We start from the raw sequence: 17,404 nt of genomic DNA on the forward strand, positions 1-17,404 counted from the left end.
CGTCAAACCCGGGCCATCTCACCCTGACACCTTTTTATTGTGACCTTGATCAAGGTGCCAGAGACAATTCCAACCTGACGCAAAGAATTGTCCCTGACACGAATGGCACGGAACTGTCTTTGACTGCGCTCTTCAACGAATCGGGGCCCTGACACCTTTTCCGAGCATGCAAGAAAGTTGCACGTCATGCGTGGCCAGAGCACCATGGGGACCGCACACCAAGGACTGGAAAGCGCCAGCTCCGTGCCCACAGGGGGCCAGGTGATACGTTCCATCCAGCGGCTGCGCCAGTTCGGCGTATTTGACGACTTCCGAAAGACAGCGGCGCTGTCAGACTTCGGGACCAAAAACATCATCTACGGTTGGAACTACTCCGGGAAGACCACCCTGTCCCGGCTCTTCTCTGCGCTGGGTCAAGGCAAGCCATACGCCGAATGCCCCACGGCCACTTTTGAGGTCCAGACCTCGACCGGCCAATCCGTTACTGAGGCCACGCTCTCCACTTCCAATCTCAAAGTGGAAGTCTTCAACAGCGATTTTGTGACGACGAACCTCAGCTGGGACGGCGAAGACTTCCAATCCATTCTTCTGCTAGGCGATGAGTCAATCGAGGCAGAGAAGGCAATCGAGCACTGGTCGAAGCGACTGACCGAATGCCGTAGCCGATGGGCCAACACCCGCGCCAAGATTAGCGACATCGATGGTCGCGTCAACGGGGCAAAGACCACTACCGCCAAAGCCATTAAAACGACCCTTCAAATCGTTGAGGCATTTAACGCCACACATCTCGCATCTGAAATCACGCGTCTGCCCGCCGAGCCTCAGCAAGCGGTGCTGTCTGATGAAGCCTATGCGGCAGATATGCGACTGGCTATGACCAGCGAACAAGAACAGTTGCCGGCTGTTCCATCCATCAGTGCGCCAATGCTCTCCCTGCTCAGCCTTCTTCAGGACGCAACACCCCTTCTCGAGTACCTCCCAGCCATCTCCACCACGTTGGACCACCTTCGTGCGCACGCAGACACAGCACGATGGGTCGAACAGGGACTGAGCTTGCACGCGGACGTAGCGGCGTGTGAGTTCTGTGGCGGCCCTCTGACGGAGGAACGACTGACGCAGCTACGCGGGCACTTTTCAAAAGACCTCACCCAACACAAGGCGTCCTTGAATGCGCTGCTCAACCGCGTAAAAACGGCTCAACTCATCACCGAATGGCTAACGCCAACTGCCTTTTCTCCTCAGTTTCAGGCGGAAGCGACGACCCTCAATACAAGGCTCAAACAACTCTGTGAAGCCTACAACGACGACTTAGACCGCCTGATGACCGCGATCCAGGCGAAAGTGGATGACCCTTTCGTTGATCAACTTGCTCCGGTGGTGTTTCCGGATATGTCGCTCGTCCTTGAAAGCACCTTCACTCAAGCGAAAGATATAATCCATCGCAACAACAAAAATATTGGCAACTTCGGCCAAGAGAAGAAGTCAGCGATTGGCCGACTGAAGGCCCATTTCGCAGCCAAATTTGCCCTCGATACGACCCGAGCTAAAGAAAACAAGAACCGAGATCGTGCCCTGCGCTATCAGGGCCGCCTCAAACCGCTGGGCGAAAGGATAGGGCAACGAATCAAAGACCTTCAGGCGAAAATCGACCGGGCGCAAAAGGGTCGAGAACGACTGAATGACCGCATCAGCGGATTGTTGGGCACTGGCATCATTCAAATCGAAGTCGTGCGCCTGAATGACACCGACCGTTTTACGTTGCGTCGGCAAGGACAGCCAGCCCGCAACCTGAGTGACGGGGAACGCACAGCCATTGCCTTCGCCTTCTTCCTAACAAAACTCGAAGAGCACAAATCGATGGATGACGTCATCGTCTATATCGATGACCCTATCTCCAGTCTCGATAGCAACCACGTCTTCCAGATTTATTCGGTCATCGAAAAAACCTTCTTTAAGAAGGTCGCTCAACCGAACGGGAAAGAAAAGTGGGTGACCAGCTGTCAACAATTGTTTCTTTCCACCCACAACTTCGAGTTCCTCGAGATGCTCAAAAAACTTCCCGTTGGCGGGAAGGCAGATGAGCGATATTTCTTCGTCAAGAGGACCAGTCCAACGAGTTCAACTTTGACCGACCTTCCCGACTCACTGCGGCGCTATACATCGGAATATCACTACCTGTTTAGCGTCATCCAGGAGTTTGTTCAGAACCCGAACAAGGATGATTTGGGGCAGCTCCTAGCGCTGCCCAATGCGCTACGCCGGTTTGTGGAGCTATACACCTACATGCGCCTGCCATGGCCCGGAAGCTCTGTGGAAAAACGGCTAGCTGCCCTGGTGGGGCCTGAAAAATCGCTTCGCGTCACCAAGCTGCTGCACCATTTCAGCCATCTTGAAACGGTCGAGCGACTGGCAACTCATTCAAATGTCATTGCGGACATTGAAGCGGTTGCAAACGAGGTGATTGCGCTGCTTCAAGAAGATCCGGCGCATTTCGCCGCATTGATGCAAACAGACCCTTCGCTGGCTTCTTAGCCTCGCGATTAATTCGCATCAACTTCCATCGCCCTACTTCCGAATATCTCAAATAAATATTGTTGCCCCTTTACCTTGCCTCCTTTTTGATTAGAAGATCATCGCGCAACTTCCAAAATATGTAGCTCTACGCGCAGCCCAGCCTTTCCGGCCATGTTTACTAGGGCATCCAAGCCAAACTCGTCGACCTTCCCACTTGTGAAGTCGGAAATACGAGGCTGAGTTACACCAAACGCCTTGGCGGCTTGTGATTGGCTCAGGTGTACACGATGGATGTAGTCCTTGAGCGCCAACATAATCTCAGAGCGCAGCTTCATGCTTTCGGTTTGAACTGCATTGTCTGCAATTCAAATAACCGGGTCAGAGCCACTTCCTGGACGATAAGTGGCTCAGCAGCAACTCGCGCAATATCACCCCTCCAAACAATCAAACCGCCTATCCGCCTCGACCTCCGCGTCATAATCCACATCCCCCCGATCAAACCCGAACAACTTCAAGAACTCATGCTTGTACCCCGCGTAGTCGGTAACCTCGCGCAGGTTTTCGGTGGTGACGGTAGGCCAGAGCGTCTTGCAGGGTTCCTGCACGTCGGCGCGCAGTTCCCAATCGTCCAGGCGCAGGCGGCCTTCGTCGTCGGTGGGTGCAGGGACGCCGTCGGCGCGGTAGAGGCGGTCGTGGAACAGGCGGTTGGCTTGTTCGATCGGGTTTTCGTGGATGCCTTTCGCTTTCATGATCTTGAAGGCGATGGAGACGTACAGCGGGATCACGGGGATGGCGGCGCTGGCCTGGGTGACGACGGATTTCATCACGCCCACATACGCTTCCAGGCCGGGGTGGCGGCTGCGCAGTTCTTTCGCGGTGTTGTCCAGGTGCTGCTTGGCCTGCCCCAGGGTGCCGTGCCAGTACATGGGCCAGGTGATCTCGGTGCCGATGTAGCTGTAGGCGATGGTCTTGGCGTGGTCGGCCAGCACGCCGGCGGCGCTCAGCGCGTCGATCCACAGCGCCCAGTCCTCGCCGCCCATCACGGTGACGGTGTCCTTGATTTCCTGTTCGGTAGCCGGCTCGACGGTGGCGTCGATGACGGTGTCCTTGTTGGTGTCGACCGAGGTGTTGTGGAACGGTTCGCCGATGGTCTTGAGCGCCGAGCGCACCACTTCGCCGGTGTCGGGCAGCTTGCGCACGGGCGAGGCCAGCGAATAGACGACCAGATCGATCGGGCCGCCCAGGTCGTTCTTGATGATCTCGATGGCCTTGGCGCGGGTCTCGTGGGAGAACGCGTCGCCGTTGATCGACTTGGCGACGAGGCCGGCGGCCTTGGCGGCCTTGTCGAACGCGGCGGCGTTGTACCAGCCGGCGGTGCCGGTCTTGTCCGGGCTGCTGGGTTTCTCGAAGAACACGCCCAGCGTGGCGGCGCCATAGCCGAACGCGGCGGTGATGCGCGAGGCCAGGCCGTAGCCGGTGGAGGCGCCGATGACGAGCACGCGCTTGGGGCCCTTGCTCTTGTCGTGGCCAGCGGCCTGGGTGATCGCGATCTGGTCGAGCACGTTGCGCTCGCAACCGACCGGGTGGGCGGTGACGCAGATGAAACCGCGGACTTTGGGCTTGATGATCACGGTGGCTCCCGATGCTGTTTTGGCAATTCGCCATAGTAACCAAGCGGGGCGGCCGTGCGCTGCCGTAGGGAGGACGATGCTATCGGAGGTGATGCGCCCGACGAGGCAGGATGATCCCCTGTGGGAGCGACTTCAGTCGCGATGCTTTTGCATTTTTGGGTCATTGAACAAAGAGCATCGCGACTGAAGTCGCTCCCACAGAAGCTGTCTGCCTGCCCTGCAGGTCTAGGGATGCTCAGGGACAGCGGTTTGCAGGGCTGTCGCGAGCGCGCGCACCTGTTCGACGTCGCTGCGGATTTCGCCGCCTTCCATATCGCTCAGGCACGGCCGCTGGTGGCGCATGGCGGAGGGATGCTGTTGTTTGGCGGAGGCGTGGAATTCGACAGCCCCGGTCGCTGCCGCCAGGGCGGCGATATTCTGCGCGGTGATTCCAGCGCCGGGCATCACCGCGACGCGCCCCGCAGCCTGCGCAACAAGCTCGCGGATCAATGCCGCACCGTCCGGCGCGCTGACCTGCGCGCCCGAGGTCAAGATGCGTTCGCAACCCAGCGCCACGATGTCTTCCAGCGCCTGCGCGGGATCGCGGCTGAGATCGAACGCGCGATGGAAGGTGACGCCGAGTTTTCCGGCGGCGGCGATGAGCGGGCGGCAGCGTGCGCTGTCTACCCGGCTTTCGGCGTCGAGTACGCCCAGCACCACGCCGTCGCAACCCAGCGCCACGCAGGTCTCGATATCACGCCGCATGGTTTCGCATTCCAGCTCGCTGTAGAGGAAATCGCCGGCGCGCGGACGAATCAACACGTACAAGGGAATGCGCAGATGCTCGCGGGCCAGCGCGATCTGCGCGTGCGAGGGCGTGAGGCCGCCCAGTTCCAGCGCCGTGCAAAGCTCGACGCGGTTTGCTCCGCCCTGTTGCGCGGCAAGGGCAGAGGCGACCGAGTTGGCGGCGATTTCCAGGATCATGAGTAGCTCGTGCGGTAGACGCTTTGCGCGGGGATCAGGGCATCCTGTTTTTGCGCATCGCACACGGCGTAGGCGAAGCCGTGCTGGATCGCGTACGCGCCGGCCTCGCCGTCACGGTTCATGGCCAGAAAGCCGACTTGCAGCGTCTTGGAGGCCTCGCGACGCTTGCGGACGATGCGCATTACGGCCTCCTTGCATGCCTCCTGCGGCGAGCGGCCTTGGCGCATCAGCTCCACCACCAGGAAGCTGCCGGCGTTGCGGATCACTTCCTCGCCCACGCCGGTGGAGGTGGCCGCGCCGACCTCGCCATCCACGTACAGGCCGGCGCCGATGATCGGGCTGTCGCCCACGCGGCCGCGCAGTTTCCAGGCCATGCCGCTGGTGGTGCAGGCGCCGGCCAGGCGGCCGTGCGCGTCGATGGCCAGCATGCCGATGGTGTCGTGGTTGTTGGCGCCGCCGGGGAGACCCGTGCCGTAGTCACGCACTTCGCTGTTGATCGACGGTTGGTATTTCGCCGTTTTCCGCCACTCGTGCCAGGCCTGCTCGGCTTCGGGCGTGAGCAGGTTCTGCTTCTTGAAGCCCTGCTCCAGCGCGAACTGCAGCGCGCCCTCACCCACCAGCAGCACGTGCGGCGTGCGCTCCATCACGCGCCGCGCTACGGAGATCGGATGCTCGATGTGTTCGAGTGCGGCCACCGCGCCGCAGCTGCCGTCGGCGTCCATGATGCTGGCGTCCAGGGTCACGTGGCCGTCGCGGTCGGGATAGCCGCCCTTGCCCACGCTGTGGTTTTTGAGATCGGATTCGGGCACCTGCACGCCGGTTTCGACCGCGTCCAGCGCGTTACCGCCCTTGCCCAGGACGGCCCACGCCGCCTGGTTGGCCGCAATACCGAAATCCCAGGTGGAGACGACCCGCGCCGCCGTGGCTTTCGCGCCGGCGCGCGTCGGTGCCGCGGCCAGCTTGCCGCCCCACGCCAGCATCGATGCCGAGGCGCCCAGCAGGGATGCCTTGAGGAAATTTCTGCGGTTTGGCATGGCGTGGTCCTCTATGGACGGCTGAAGAGCGACCCCTCCCCGGCCCTCCCCTGCGAGCAGGGGAGGGAGAAAAGCAGGGCGCGGAAAACAAAAAACCCCGCACAGGATGCGGGGTTTCAATCTTGCGATACAACCTTGGCCTGTGATCAGGCGAGGGCTGGCTCTACGGCCGATGCCTGGGCGCCCTTGGGGCCCTGGGTTACTTCGAACTGTACGCGCTGGCCTTCCTGCAGGCTGCGGAAGCCCTTGGAATTGATCGCTGAAAAATGGACGAACACGTCATCCCCACCGTCCTCGGGCGCGATGAAACCGAAACCCTTGGCGTCGTTGAACCATTTGACCGTACCAAAACTCATTGCGTCGACCTCTGCATGTTGGGAGTGTGGGCGGCTGGAAACTGTCAGGCGAAAACCCGGAAGATTCGACCGCCCAGTTCCTCGGGCTGGATGCACCAGATCTGTGCGCTGAACCGCCGTATCCTTCGGCTCCCCGCATTGGTGCGGGGAAAAGTATCAGCGGGTTCGAGGGCAAAGCGCAACCTGCCATTCGGCCGTCTGTATCGACCAGGCAGGTATCGTCAATCTTCCAGCAGCGCGGACAACAGGCCTGGGACTTCGGCGGTTGCCGCCGCCAGGTGGGCGAAGATTTCCTCGATGCTGATCTCGGCCTCGTCGCCGCAACCGGCCGCGTGGTTGGCCACCAGCGCCAGGCAGGCGTAGTCCAGCCCCAGCTCGCGAGCCAGCACGGCCTCGGGCATGCCCGTCATGCCGACCAGGTCGCAGCCATCGCGTTTCATGCGCGCGATCTCGGCGCGGGTTTCCAGCCGCGGGCCCTGGGTAGCACCGTAGCAGCCGCCATCGATGATCGGCACGCCGCGCTTGCGCGCCGCCTGCAGCAGCGACTGGCGCAGGGATTCGGTGTACGGCTCGCTGAAATCGATGTGCCTGACATCGGCGCCTTCGACATCGCAATAGCTGGTGTCGCGGCCATGCGTGTAATCGATGAGCTGGTCGGGCACCACGATCACCCGCGGTCCCATGTCGGCACGGATGCCGCCCACCGCGTTGACACCGATCACCCGTCGCGCACCCAGGCTGTGCAGGGCCCACACGTTGGCGCGGTAGTTGACGCGATGCGGCGGCAGGCTGTGGCTCTCGCCATGGCGCGCCAGGAAGGCTACCCGCCGGCCCACGAAATCGCCGACGACCACATCGCCGGACGCGGGGCCGTACGGGGTTTCCACCGTGTGGCGTGTGGCGTTTTCCAACCCTGAAAAATGGTAGAGCCCGCTGCCGCCGATGACGGCCAGGTCGATGGAAGTGTGGTCCGAATGAGGCATCGTAATGATCCGTTTAAGGCTAAAGCGGTGGCTTTTGCTTTGCTCCCTCCCCTGCTCGCAGGGGAGGGCTGGGGAGGGGTGGCTTTTGATCTTCGAGTCAAACGCAAGAGCGTTACCCCCTCCCAACCTCCCCCTGCAGGCAGGAGGAGGAGTCAATCGTCGCGCAGGGCGTAAATGTCGGGCAGGTTGCGGCCCTGCTCGTGATAGTCCATGCCGTAGCCGAAGACGTAGCGGTCGGGCAGCTCGACGCCGTTGAAATCCGACGCGATGCCGTCGACCAGGCGATCGTGCTGTTTGGTGCAGAGGCTGGCGATCAGCACCTTCTTCGCGCCGCGCTGGTAGCAGTCGTCGCGCACGGCTTTCAGGGTATGCCCTTCGTCGAGGATGTCGTCGACCAGCAGCACGATGCGGTCGCGCAGCGACGCCTGCGGCTCGCGCAACCACATCAGCTCGCTGCCGGCGGTGTCGCCGCGGTAGCGGGTGGCGTGCACGTAGTCGAACTCGAGATCGGTGCGGATCGCCAGCGCCAGCTGCCCGGCAAAGATCAGCGCGCCGTTCATCACGGTGAGAAACACCGGCCGCTCGCCATCCAGCGCCACGTCGATCTGGCGGCCCATGTCGGCGATCACGCTTTCCAGCGTGACACGCTCATATAACAGTTCGGCGTTGGCCAACGCAGCGGCAAGGGACGGTACGGTAGGGCTCATAAGTTGTCTCCATGGGGGAATCAAGAGTGGTGGGTGCGGACAGGTTTCGCTTCGACGACTCCCTATTCCCCATTCCCTATTCCCGGCCCGGCATGCAACGCAGTGATGCGCGCCACGAAGCGATCGCGCTGCGGGTTGTCGATCAGCCCTTCCCAGCCGGCAGCGATGGCGCCGCGCAGGTTGGCTAATGATGCACGACCCGTCTCCCTGCCCTGCACCGCGGCGATGGCTTCGTCGACCACGTCGGGAAAACAGGCCAGCACCAGGTCGCAACCCGCATCCAGATGAGCCTGCACGCGCCCGCCCACGGAACCGGCTGCGCCGGCGGCGGCCATGCTGATGTCGTCGCTGACGACGACGCCGGTAAAGCCCAGTTCGCCGCGCAGGATGCGCTCGATCCAGATGCGCGAGTAGCCCGCCGGTTGCGCGTCCACGGCGGGATAGGTCACGTGCGCCATCATCACCGCTTCCACCCGCGCCTCGATGCATTCGGCGAAGGGCAGCAGGTCGTCGCCGAGAATCCGTTCGAGTGGGCGCGGGTCGATCGCCGCGGCCTTGTGCGTATCGGTGGCCACCGAACCGTGGCCGGGGAAATGCTTGATGACGGCGGCCATGCCGGCCAGGTGCATGCCGCGCACATAGGCCTGCGCCAGTTCGGCGGTGACCGCCGGCTCGGCATGGAACGCGCGCAGCCCGATCGCGGCATTGCCGCGGGCCAGATCCACCACCGGCGCGAAACTGAAATCGACGCCGCTGGCGCGCAGCTCGCTGGCCATGACCCAGGCGTGCTCCTCGGCCAGGCGCACCGCCTCGTGCGGATCGTGGGCGTAGCGCTCGCCGATCGCCGACAGCGGCGGCAGCCGGGTGAAGCCGTCGCGGAAGCGTTGTACCGGGCCGCCCTCCTGATCCACCGCGATCAGCATGTCGTCGCCGCCGGCCTCGCGAATCGCGTCGCACAAGGCGGACAGCTGATCGCGCGACCGGTAGTTGCGCGAAAACAGCAACACGCCGGCCACGCCGGGCTCGCTCAGCCAGCGCTTTTCATGCTCGGCCAGCTCCAGCGCGGCCACACCGATCATCAGCATGCGGCATCCTCGGCAGCACGCTCCGCCGGCGACCATTGCCGGTACGGATGCGCGATCAGGTTGACGTTGTAGTAGCGCACCAGCGCGCTCACCTCGCGGCCCAGCCACGGTGGCCGGGGAAATGGCGCATCGACCGCCGGCAGTTCCACCTCGGCGACGACCAGGCCGCGATTGTCGCCCTGGAATTCATCGACCTCGAACAGTACGCCATCGACCCGCACATGATGGCGGGTTTTCTCCAGTACGCCGTCGCACAAGGTGGCCAGCAAGGCCCGGGCGTCGCTCGCCGGTATCGCATATTCGAACTCGGCCCGCGCGATACCGGGCGTGGCGGCCTTGATGTTGAGCCATGCCTGCTCGCCGGCCAGCCGTGCACGTACCGAGGCGCGCGCGCTGCCATCGCGCAGCGCCTGCGCGCCCACCAGGTAACCCTGCGCCATCGGCTCGCTGTGCTCCACGGCGGCGCGCCAGTCGTCAGTGGCCAGCAGGAATTTGCGTTCGATTTCGATGGGCATGGGTAAGCAATACCGGGATGAGTGAGAACCAACGGCGCCACTGGAGTGGGAACCCCACTTCCGTCATTCCTGCGAAAGCAGGAATCCAGTGACCTCCGTTGTTGAGGCGCTGGATGACCAGCCCTTCGGCTGTTGAAAAGCACCTCCCGCTTTCGCGGGGATGACGAATTTGAGCAGCTACGGTCGAGGGAGAAAACCCGCATTCTGCTGCGTTCTCCTTTTTGAAGTTGCGCCAAGCCTCAACGTTCGAACAAGGCGATGGATTCCACGTGGGCCGTGTGCGGGAACATGTCCATTACGCCAGCCGACGCCAGCGTGAAACCATGCTGGTTGACCAGGATGCCGGCGTCGCGCGCCAGCGATGCCGGATGGCAGGAGACATACACCACGCGCTGCGTCTTGCGATGCGGCAGGTACGCCAGCAACTGATCGGCGCCGGCGCGCGGCGGGTCGAGCAGCACCTTGTCCCACGGCGTGCGTGCCCAGTCGCTGGCGCGCTGGTCCTCGAACAGGTTGGCGACGTGGAAGGTGGCGTTGTCGATGCCGTTGCGCGCGGCGTTCTGTGCCGCCCGCTGCACCAGGCCATGCTCGCCCTCCACGCCCACCACCTCGGCCACGCGACGGGCGATCGGCAAGGTGAAGTTGCCCAGGCCGCAGAACAGGTCCAGCACGCGGTCGGTGGGTTGCGGATCGAGCAGCGCCATCGCGTGCGCCACCATGCGCTGGTTCATGTTGGCGTTGACCTGCACGAAATCCAGCGGCTCGAACTCCAGCTCCACATCGGCGAAGCGCGCGTCGTCGCTGGCGATGCGGAACGCCAGCCGCGGCTGCGCCGGCCACAGGGGATGCACGCTGGAGTTGTTGCCCGGCTGCAGATAGATGGCCAATCCGTGCTGCTGTCCGAACGCGGTCAGCGCGGCCAGATCGACCTCGCCCAGCGGTTGCAGGTGACGGAACACCAGAGCCATGGTGTCGTCGCCGCCGGCGAACTCGATCTGTGCGATGGCGTCGACGGCGTCCAGGCCGTTGATCAGTTCGGCCAGCAGGCCCACCTTGGGGCCGATCGCCGGATGCAGCACTTCGCACTGCTGGATGTCGGCCACGAAACGCGGATTCGCCTCCTCGCGAAAACCCACCAGCACGCGGCCCTTCTTCAGCACGTGACGCACCGACAGGCGGCCCTTGCGCCGATACGCCCACGGCTCACCCGTGAGCGGCGGCAGCCATTGCTGCGGCGCGACCTTGCCGATGCGCTCGAAGTTTTCCGCCAGCACGCGCTGCTTGGCCGCAATCTGCGCTTCGGCATCGAGGTGCTGCATCGAGCAGCCGCTGCACTCGGCGAAATGCCGGCAACGCGGCTCGACCCGATGCGGCGAAGGGGTGATCACCTCCACCACTTCCGCTTCGTCGAAGTGACGGTGGCGCTTGCGCAGCCGCACCATCACCTGCTCGCCCAGCAAGGCACCGCTGACGAACAACGCCTTGCCGTCCACGCGGGCGACGCCGCGGCCATCGTGGCTCAGGTCGGTGATGGTGGCTTCGAAGGGAGTGGCGGGAACGGAGTTGGATCGGGACATGAAAACGCATCGGGCCGCAGCGGTAGGCCGCCGATTATCTCAGATCGGCGGCACCGACCGCGGCTGCTATTTCTTCTGCCAGGCGCCGGCGGCGTTCTGGTAGTACCAGCCCGCATGCGCGTGCTTGACCCAGCCCTTGGCGAAGGTGGTGCGGATCTGGTCTTGCCATTCCGGATGACCATTGGCCTGGGCGATCTCGCGGTACAACTCGTTGCGATCGCGGTTTTCATCGGCCACCGTGGCGTTCGCCTGCGCGCGCTGGCTCAGCGGCACCTTGGCGGTGTCGCGCAAGGCGACCAGACCATCGTTGGTGAAGCCCACGGCGCCGCTGTCGAGCAGGCCGCCCAGCGCGCCTTGCACGCGTGCGCGCATGCGGCCACGGATGGCCTCGGTGGTGGCGTTCTGGATCTGCAGGTTGGGTGCATCGGCGGCGTAAGCCGCGGGAATCAGCAGGTCCAGCAGCATCGCCGATGGCTGCGGGCCGTTGCCGGGTGGCGGGGTGTCCTTCTTCGGTTCGGCCGGTGCCTTTCCGGTGCCGTCGAGCACGTTGCCGATGAACTGGTCCGCCGCTTTCTGCGCCGCCGCCTCGGGGAAATACACGTTGATGGTGACGCAACCGACCAGCGCCACGGTCACGGTGGTCAGGATCAGATAAACGAGCTTGCGCATGCGGCAACTCCGGCTGGGGTGGGGGAAAAACTTCAGCGGATTTCCGGGGCATTGCCGGCGATGGCTTCCTTCAGGCGGCGGACCAGGGTGGGCCAGTCGACCTCGGTCTGGTGGCCGATCACCTGCAATCGCGGCAAACCACTACCTTCCACGATAGTGTATCCGCCCTGTTCGCGCTCAAGGCCACTCATCCGGCAGACCGATCCCTGCAGTGTGCAATTGAGGCCAATGCGCTTGTAGCCGAACGTCTTGAACAGCTTCAGCACCGCGCCCTGCAAGCCGGCGGCGATGCCACCGCCACCGACGGAGGTGAGGTTGTTCACCGCGCGCTGGCTGATGCGGCCGCCGTCACCGGCCAGCAATCGCGCCTTGAATGCCACCGGCTGCCAGTTGACCAGACGCAGGTCGTCGATCGATCCGTCGAGCTTGCCGGTGATGCTGCCGAAGTCGAAGACACTGGTGATGGCGCCCAGGTCGAGCTGGCTCAGCTTGATGTCGGCGGCAAGCACCGGGCTGTTGCCGAACGGCTGCTGCAGCGAAAGATCGGTGATGTCGGCAAATCCGCCAAACAGGTTCACCGACAGGCCGCCGGCCAACTCGACGCGGTCGTCCACCCATTTCAGCGAGGGAATGGCGCCGCCCAGGGTGCCGGGAAACTTCGGCCAGCCCATGGTCTGGCTGAAGGCGGCCATGTCGACACCGGTCACGTTGAGCGCGGTCGACAACCGCTGCCCGCTGGCCGCGGCCGGGCGCCAGCTGAACTCGCCCAGATGCAACTGGCCTTGCAGCAAGGCCATGTCGATGGGCTGCTGCAGCGCCAGCGCGCCGTTGCGGCTTTGCCAGCGCGATTGCGTGCCGCCCACCGGCAACCGATAGAACTTGAAACCCTTCCATTGCAGCGTCGTGGCGGGACGGTCGCCCGAAGCGGTCCAGTCCAGTCCACCGCGAAGATCGCTCACGGCGATGCGGCCATCCGCCTCGCCAAAGTCCAGCCCGTCGGTGGTGAAGGCGAATGCACGCAAGCCGCTCGCGCGCATGTCCACGCTGGCGTTCAACTGCCCGTTCAGCTGCGCATCGCGCAAGCCCATCGTGGCCAGCCAGGCACGGCCGTAGCGTTCGTAGGCGGCCGGAAAAACCGCATGCAGCCGGTCGAGCTTGAGCTGCTTCAATTCGCCCTTCGCATCGAACGCCAGCGCGCCCTCCAATTGCAGCGCGTCGGCGTCGTTCACGCGCAAGTGGTCCAGCGCGAAGGCGCCCTGTTGGGCGGTGGCGTTCAACCCCAGTTGCACTGGATGGTCCGGCAGGCTGGCGTAGATCGGGCCCAGCAACAATTCGCCGCCGCGCAGGCTGGCGTCCAGGTCGATGCGCGAAGGCACCCTCGTCGTGTCCAGCCCGAACCGGCCCGAGCCCCCCAGGCCCTCGGCAGCCAGCGTGCCGGCGGGGGTATCGAAGCCGACGCCGGCCAGGTTGAACTGGCCGGAGGACTGCAGGCCGCTGTCGCGCACATCCAGCGCCAGCTCGGCATCCAGCCGGCCGCCGGTGGGACGCCCGGACCACACCGTGCCCAGCAAGCCCTGCAGCCAGGTGGCGGGCAACTGGGTGAGCGTGATCTGCGCGTGGGTGGGCTGATCCAGCGGCAACGCGGCGCTGGCCTTCGCCTTGCCCTGTTCGATATCGACCTGGATGGTGTTGGTGGTTTCGCTGGTTACCAGCCGCAGCGTGGCATCGCTCAGCGCACCGCCCGGAGCACCGCGCAATTGCAGTTGGCCATCCAGGATCCAGCGCATGCGCGCGTCGCGCTGCAGGTCGCCATCCAGCGCCAGGCCAACCTTGCGCCAGCCCATGGCCGCCACATCCGCCTGCTTCGCGCTCAACTGCAGGTGGATGCCGCCATCGGCGCGATCGCTGAGATGCACCGTGACTGTCGACAGCTTCACCCCCGGCACGCTGATGGAACGGGCCGCGAAAACCACATCCGCACGCGCAGGCGCGGCCCAGCCGCCGCCAAGAAACAGCAGGCAAAAACCCAGCAGAAGATGGCTTGATGAAAAACGCATGTCGGGCCATTCTGCCAAACTCAGATGAACGATATGGATTTCGTCATGCCCGCCACCGTCACCGCCCCGTCGTCATTCCCGTTTCACGCCACCGGCGTGGATGTGCTGGTAGCCGACGACGACCCGGCCAGCCGCCGCTTTCTGGCGGACGGCATGCGCCGCCTGGAGGCCCGCGTGGTCACCTGCGCCGACGGTATCGAAGCGCTGACGCTGGCTCGCGACCAGGCTTTCGACCTGCTGCTGCTGGATTGCCGCATGCCCGGCGCGGGGGCGCTGCAGATTCTGTCGACGCTGCGATCGGATGCGCAGGCCTGTTCGCGGCGCGCCATCGCGGTGGCAAGCAGCGCCGAAATGGCGCCCGGCGAACGCTCGGCATTGCTGGCGGCCGGTTTCGCCGAGGTGCTCGTCAAGCCCTGCAAACTGGTGGACCTGCAACGGTTGCTGGGCTCGCTGGCGAACCATCCGAGCCCACCGCTTGACGATCAGGCCGGCCTGCTTGCCAGCGGCGACCCGGTCACCATGCAGGCGCTGCGCGGGTTGTTGCGGGGAGAACTGGAGCGGCTCAAGGACGAGCTCGCGCGCATGGACGTCGACCGCGCCGCGCTTGCCGAACGGCTGCATCGGTTGCGTTCGTCCTGCGGGTTCTGCGGCGCCGCCATGCTGTCGACCGAAACCGTGGCGTTGCAGGAAGCGCTTGCCCACGCACCCACGGATATCACGCCAAGCCTGCAGCGCTTCAACCAGGCGCTGGACGCCACCTTGCTGGCGCTGGACACCTGACCCCGGTCATCAGCGCCACGAAGTGGTGCCACCGAGTACCCGCCAGGCGCGCAGCTCGCCGCCTCCGAGATGAAAGCGGATCACCTCGCGCATCATGCCGCGCAGCGCTTTCAGCCCTTCGTCATCCGGCATGCGGTCGTGGGCCAGCGCCAGCAGGTCGCTGCCACGCAGGACATGCCTGCGACCCGGCAGGCACGCCACCGCGCCCTGTTCAACCCGATATTCGTAATGCGCCTGCGGCTCCAGCAGCTCGCCCGTTTCCGCATCGTGTTCCAGCTGCAGGGCGTAACCCATCGCCTGCAGCAAGTCGCGCTCGAAGCGGCGCAGACTCCAGGCCAGCGACTCGTCCGTGCCCAGTCGCTGCAGCGCCAGGGCGTAGGCGTCGAACAGCGCGCTCGAAGGATCCTGCCGCTCGCTGAGGCGCACCACCAACTCGTTGAGATAAAGGCCCGCCAGGCCGGCATTCCCAACCAACCGCAGCGGTGTACCGGTGGTTTCCACCGACGTCAGCGTGGCCAGCTCACCGCGCAGCAGCAGCCCCATCGCCAGCGGCTGGAACGGCTCAAGCTGTGCCCGGCGCAAACGCGTCTTCTCCCCCCGTACGCCACGCGCCACCACGCCCAAACGTCCCTGGTCACGGGTCAGGCATTCCAGCAACAACGAGGTTTCCCGGTACGGGCGCGAATGCAAGACGTAGGCGGGTTGCTGGTCGAGGCGCATGGCGTTGGGGGCGGGATTCGGGATTAGGGATTCGGGATTCGCAAGAGCGCGGCAACCTGAGCTTTCACGAATCCCGAATCGCGAATCACGAATCCCGGCGGTTAATCCGTATACCCGAACTTGCGCAGCATGTTGTCGTCGTCGACCCAGCCTTCGCGCACTTTCACCCACAGTTTCAGGAACACCTTGCGCTCGAACATGCGCTCCATGTGGCGGCGGGCGCTGCTGCCGATGGATTTGAGCTGGGCGCCGCCGTTGCCGATCACGATGGCCTTCTGGCCGTCGCGCTCGACCCAGATGATGGCGTGGATTTCGGCGATGCCGTCGGGGCGATCCTCGAACCGCTCGATCTCCACCGTGGTGGCGTACGGCAGTTCCTGATCCAGCCGCAGCATCAACTGCTCGCGCACCATTTCGGCGGCCAGGAAGCGTTCGCTGCGGTCGGTGACCTCATCCTCGCCGTACACCGGCGGCTGGATCGGCAGGCGCTTCAGAATGGCCTGCTCCAGCTCCTTCAGGCCCTGCTCCTTCAGCGCGCTGACGTAATGGATTTCGTCGTAAGTGTGCTTGGCCACCAGCTCGGCCACGAACGGCAACATCACCGTCTTGTCCTTGTTGAGGTCGACCTTGTTGATCACCAGCAGCCGCGGCGTGGTCTGTTCGACCAGCGCGGCGTACAGGGCTTCGTCCTCGTCGGTCCAGCGGCCGGCTTCGATCAGCTGCACCACCAGGTCGACATCGCTGATGGCCGAGCGCGCAGCGCGATTCAAGCTGCGGTTCATGGCGCGCTTGGCGCCGCGGTGAAGGCCGGGCGTATCCACGTACATGATCTGGCCCGCCTCGGTGGTGTTGATGCCGAGGATGCGATGGCGGGTGGTCTGCGGCCGCGGGCTGATGATGGACAGCCGAAAGCCGATCAACGCGTTGAGCAAGGTGGACTTGCCCACGTTGGGCCGGCCGGCCAGGGCCACCGTGCCGCAGCGATAATTCTCGTGCGGCAGGACAGCGGCGGGATCCAGTTCGTGGTTCATGACAAAGTGCTCGGCAAGTTGGACGGCAAGTGTAATGCCTTGTCGCCAAAGGAAATGGCAGCACCGCCCCGCGACGGCATGGCGGCGGAGCGGATTTTCGGGGGAATGATGAAAACGCGAATCAGGCTTTGCGCTGCCCGTCCAGCAGCTGCGCCAGCACGATCTCGGCTGCATCCTGCTCGGCGCCGCGACGGCTGGGGCCGGTGGTTTCGGCAACCAGTACCATCGGCTCGCTGACGCTGCAGCGGATGTCGAAGGTTTTGGCGTGGTCTTCGCCGTGGCTGGCGACGAGCTCGTAATGCGGCAGTGGCCAGCCGCCGGCCTGCAACCATTCCTGCAGGCGCGTCTTGGCGTCCTTGGATGACCGCCGCAAGGCCGCGATGCGTTCGCCGAAGAGGCCGCGCACGGTTTCACGGCAGGCGTCGAAACCACCGTCCATGTATACCGCCGCCATCATCGCCTCGAACGCATCGGCAAGGATCGACTCGCGGCGGAAGCCGCCCGTCTTCAACTCGCCGATACCCAGTTTCAACTCGTCGCCCAATGACAATTCGCGCGCCATCCCGGCCAGCGCCTGACCACTGACCAGTTGCGCACGCAACCGCGACAGCTCGCCTTCGCTTGCCTTGGGATGCGCTTCGAACAGCATCTCGGCCACGATCGCACCCAGCAAGGCGTCGCCCAGAAACTCCAGACGCTCGTTGTTGGGCTTGCCCATGCTGCGATGGGTCAACGCCAACTCGGCCAGCGAACGATCGCGAAAACGGTAATTGAATTCCAAG

The 17,404-nt window shown here is 64.0% G+C and carries 17 protein-coding genes; 2 read left to right on the plus strand and 15 right to left on the minus strand.

All coding sequences use genetic code 11. The features are described from left to right. Positions 1 to 186 precede the first annotated feature (186 nt). On the plus strand, positions 187 to 2,532 hold the full coding sequence (locus UU9_RS15445) for an AAA family ATPase (protein WP_007082708.1): 2,346 nt from the start codon (positions 187 to 189) through the stop codon (positions 2,530 to 2,532). A gap of 98 nt (positions 2,533 to 2,630) precedes the next feature. On the opposite strand, the gene UU9_RS15450 is transcribed toward UU9_RS15445, so the two are convergent. The 12 genes from UU9_RS15450 to UU9_RS15505 form a co-directional block, all read right to left on the minus strand. Beyond that, positions 2,631 to 2,879, minus strand: coding sequence for a helix-turn-helix domain-containing protein (locus UU9_RS15450; RefSeq protein WP_050982464.1), 249 nt, complete (start codon positions 2,877 to 2,879; stop codon positions 2,631 to 2,633). Positions 2,880 to 2,942: 63 nt separating this feature from the next. Beyond that, positions 2,943 to 4,145: an enoyl-ACP reductase FabV gene (gene fabV, locus UU9_RS15455; protein ID WP_007082710.1), complete on the minus strand. Its 1,203-nt coding sequence runs from the start codon at positions 4,143 to 4,145 to the stop codon at positions 2,943 to 2,945. A gap of 225 nt (positions 4,146 to 4,370) precedes the next feature. Then, positions 4,371 to 5,108, minus strand: coding sequence for a copper homeostasis protein CutC (locus UU9_RS15460; RefSeq protein ID WP_007082711.1), 738 nt, complete (start codon positions 5,106 to 5,108; stop codon positions 4,371 to 4,373). Further along, positions 5,105 to 6,142 carry a glycosylasparaginase gene (locus UU9_RS15465; RefSeq protein WP_007082712.1) on the minus strand — a complete coding sequence of 346 codons (1,038 nt, stop codon included), beginning with the start codon at positions 6,140 to 6,142 and terminating at the stop codon, positions 5,105 to 5,107. The genes UU9_RS15460 and UU9_RS15465 overlap by 4 nt, the downstream gene beginning before the upstream one ends. A gap of 146 nt (positions 6,143 to 6,288) precedes the next feature. After that, a complete protein-coding gene (locus UU9_RS15470) occupies positions 6,289 to 6,498 on the minus strand; it encodes a cold-shock protein (RefSeq protein ID WP_007082713.1) in 210 nt (69 codons plus the stop codon). A gap of 221 nt (positions 6,499 to 6,719) precedes the next feature. Next, entirely contained in the window at positions 6,720 to 7,481 is a 762-nt protein-coding gene (locus tag UU9_RS15475; protein WP_007082714.1) for an S-methyl-5'-thioinosine phosphorylase, read from the minus strand. A 152-nt stretch (positions 7,482 to 7,633) separates the two neighbouring features. After that, the gene (locus UU9_RS15480) at positions 7,634 to 8,188 is read right to left on the minus strand and encodes a hypoxanthine-guanine phosphoribosyltransferase (RefSeq protein ID WP_007082715.1); all 555 of its coding nucleotides are present in this window, start codon (positions 8,186 to 8,188) and stop codon (positions 7,634 to 7,636) included. 62 nt (positions 8,189 to 8,250) lie between these two features. After that, the gene (nagZ, locus tag UU9_RS15485; protein ID WP_007082716.1) at positions 8,251 to 9,273 is read right to left on the minus strand and encodes a beta-N-acetylhexosaminidase; all 1,023 of its coding nucleotides are present in this window, start codon (positions 9,271 to 9,273) and stop codon (positions 8,251 to 8,253) included. Next, entirely contained in the window at positions 9,267 to 9,788 is a 522-nt protein-coding gene (locus tag UU9_RS15490; RefSeq protein WP_007082717.1) for a CYTH domain-containing protein, read from the minus strand. The genes nagZ and UU9_RS15490 overlap by 7 nt, the downstream gene beginning before the upstream one ends. A gap of 239 nt (positions 9,789 to 10,027) precedes the next feature. Further along, complete coding sequence (rlmD, locus tag UU9_RS15495) at positions 10,028 to 11,365, minus strand: 23S rRNA (uracil(1939)-C(5))-methyltransferase RlmD (RefSeq protein ID WP_007082718.1); 1,338 nt, start codon at positions 11,363 to 11,365, stop codon at positions 10,028 to 10,030. 66 nt (positions 11,366 to 11,431) lie between these two features. Continuing rightward, on the minus strand, positions 11,432 to 12,034 hold the full coding sequence (locus UU9_RS15500; protein ID WP_007082719.1) for a YdbL family probable chaperone protein: 603 nt from the start codon (positions 12,032 to 12,034) through the stop codon (positions 11,432 to 11,434). A 32-nt stretch (positions 12,035 to 12,066) separates the two neighbouring features. Then, positions 12,067 to 14,091: an AsmA family protein gene (locus UU9_RS15505; RefSeq protein WP_007082720.1), complete on the minus strand. Its 2,025-nt coding sequence runs from the start codon at positions 14,089 to 14,091 to the stop codon at positions 12,067 to 12,069. A 45-nt stretch (positions 14,092 to 14,136) separates the two neighbouring features. On the opposite strand from UU9_RS15505, the gene UU9_RS15510 reads away from it, so the two are divergent. Then, the gene (locus UU9_RS15510) at positions 14,137 to 14,871 is read left to right on the plus strand and encodes a response regulator (RefSeq protein ID WP_237710305.1); all 735 of its coding nucleotides are present in this window, start codon (positions 14,137 to 14,139) and stop codon (positions 14,869 to 14,871) included. 9 nt (positions 14,872 to 14,880) lie between these two features. Here UU9_RS15510 and recO read toward each other — a convergent pair whose 3' ends face one another. The 3 genes from recO to rnc form a co-directional block, all read right to left on the minus strand. Beyond that, positions 14,881 to 15,591, minus strand: coding sequence for a DNA repair protein RecO (gene recO, locus UU9_RS15515; protein ID WP_007082722.1), 711 nt, complete (start codon positions 15,589 to 15,591; stop codon positions 14,881 to 14,883). Positions 15,592 to 15,692: 101 nt separating this feature from the next. Further along, entirely contained in the window at positions 15,693 to 16,622 is a 930-nt protein-coding gene (gene era / locus UU9_RS15520) for a GTPase Era (protein WP_007082723.1), read from the minus strand. A gap of 121 nt (positions 16,623 to 16,743) precedes the next feature. Then, the gene (gene rnc, locus UU9_RS15525; protein WP_007082724.1) at positions 16,744 to 17,403 is read right to left on the minus strand and encodes a ribonuclease III; all 660 of its coding nucleotides are present in this window, start codon (positions 17,401 to 17,403) and stop codon (positions 16,744 to 16,746) included. Position 17,404 lies beyond the last annotated feature (1 nt).

Origin of the sequence: Rhodanobacter fulvus Jip2 (genome assembly GCF_000264315.1) — a bacterium.
In the GTDB taxonomy this organism is placed as follows: Bacteria; Pseudomonadota; Gammaproteobacteria; order Xanthomonadales; family Rhodanobacteraceae; genus Rhodanobacter; species Rhodanobacter fulvus.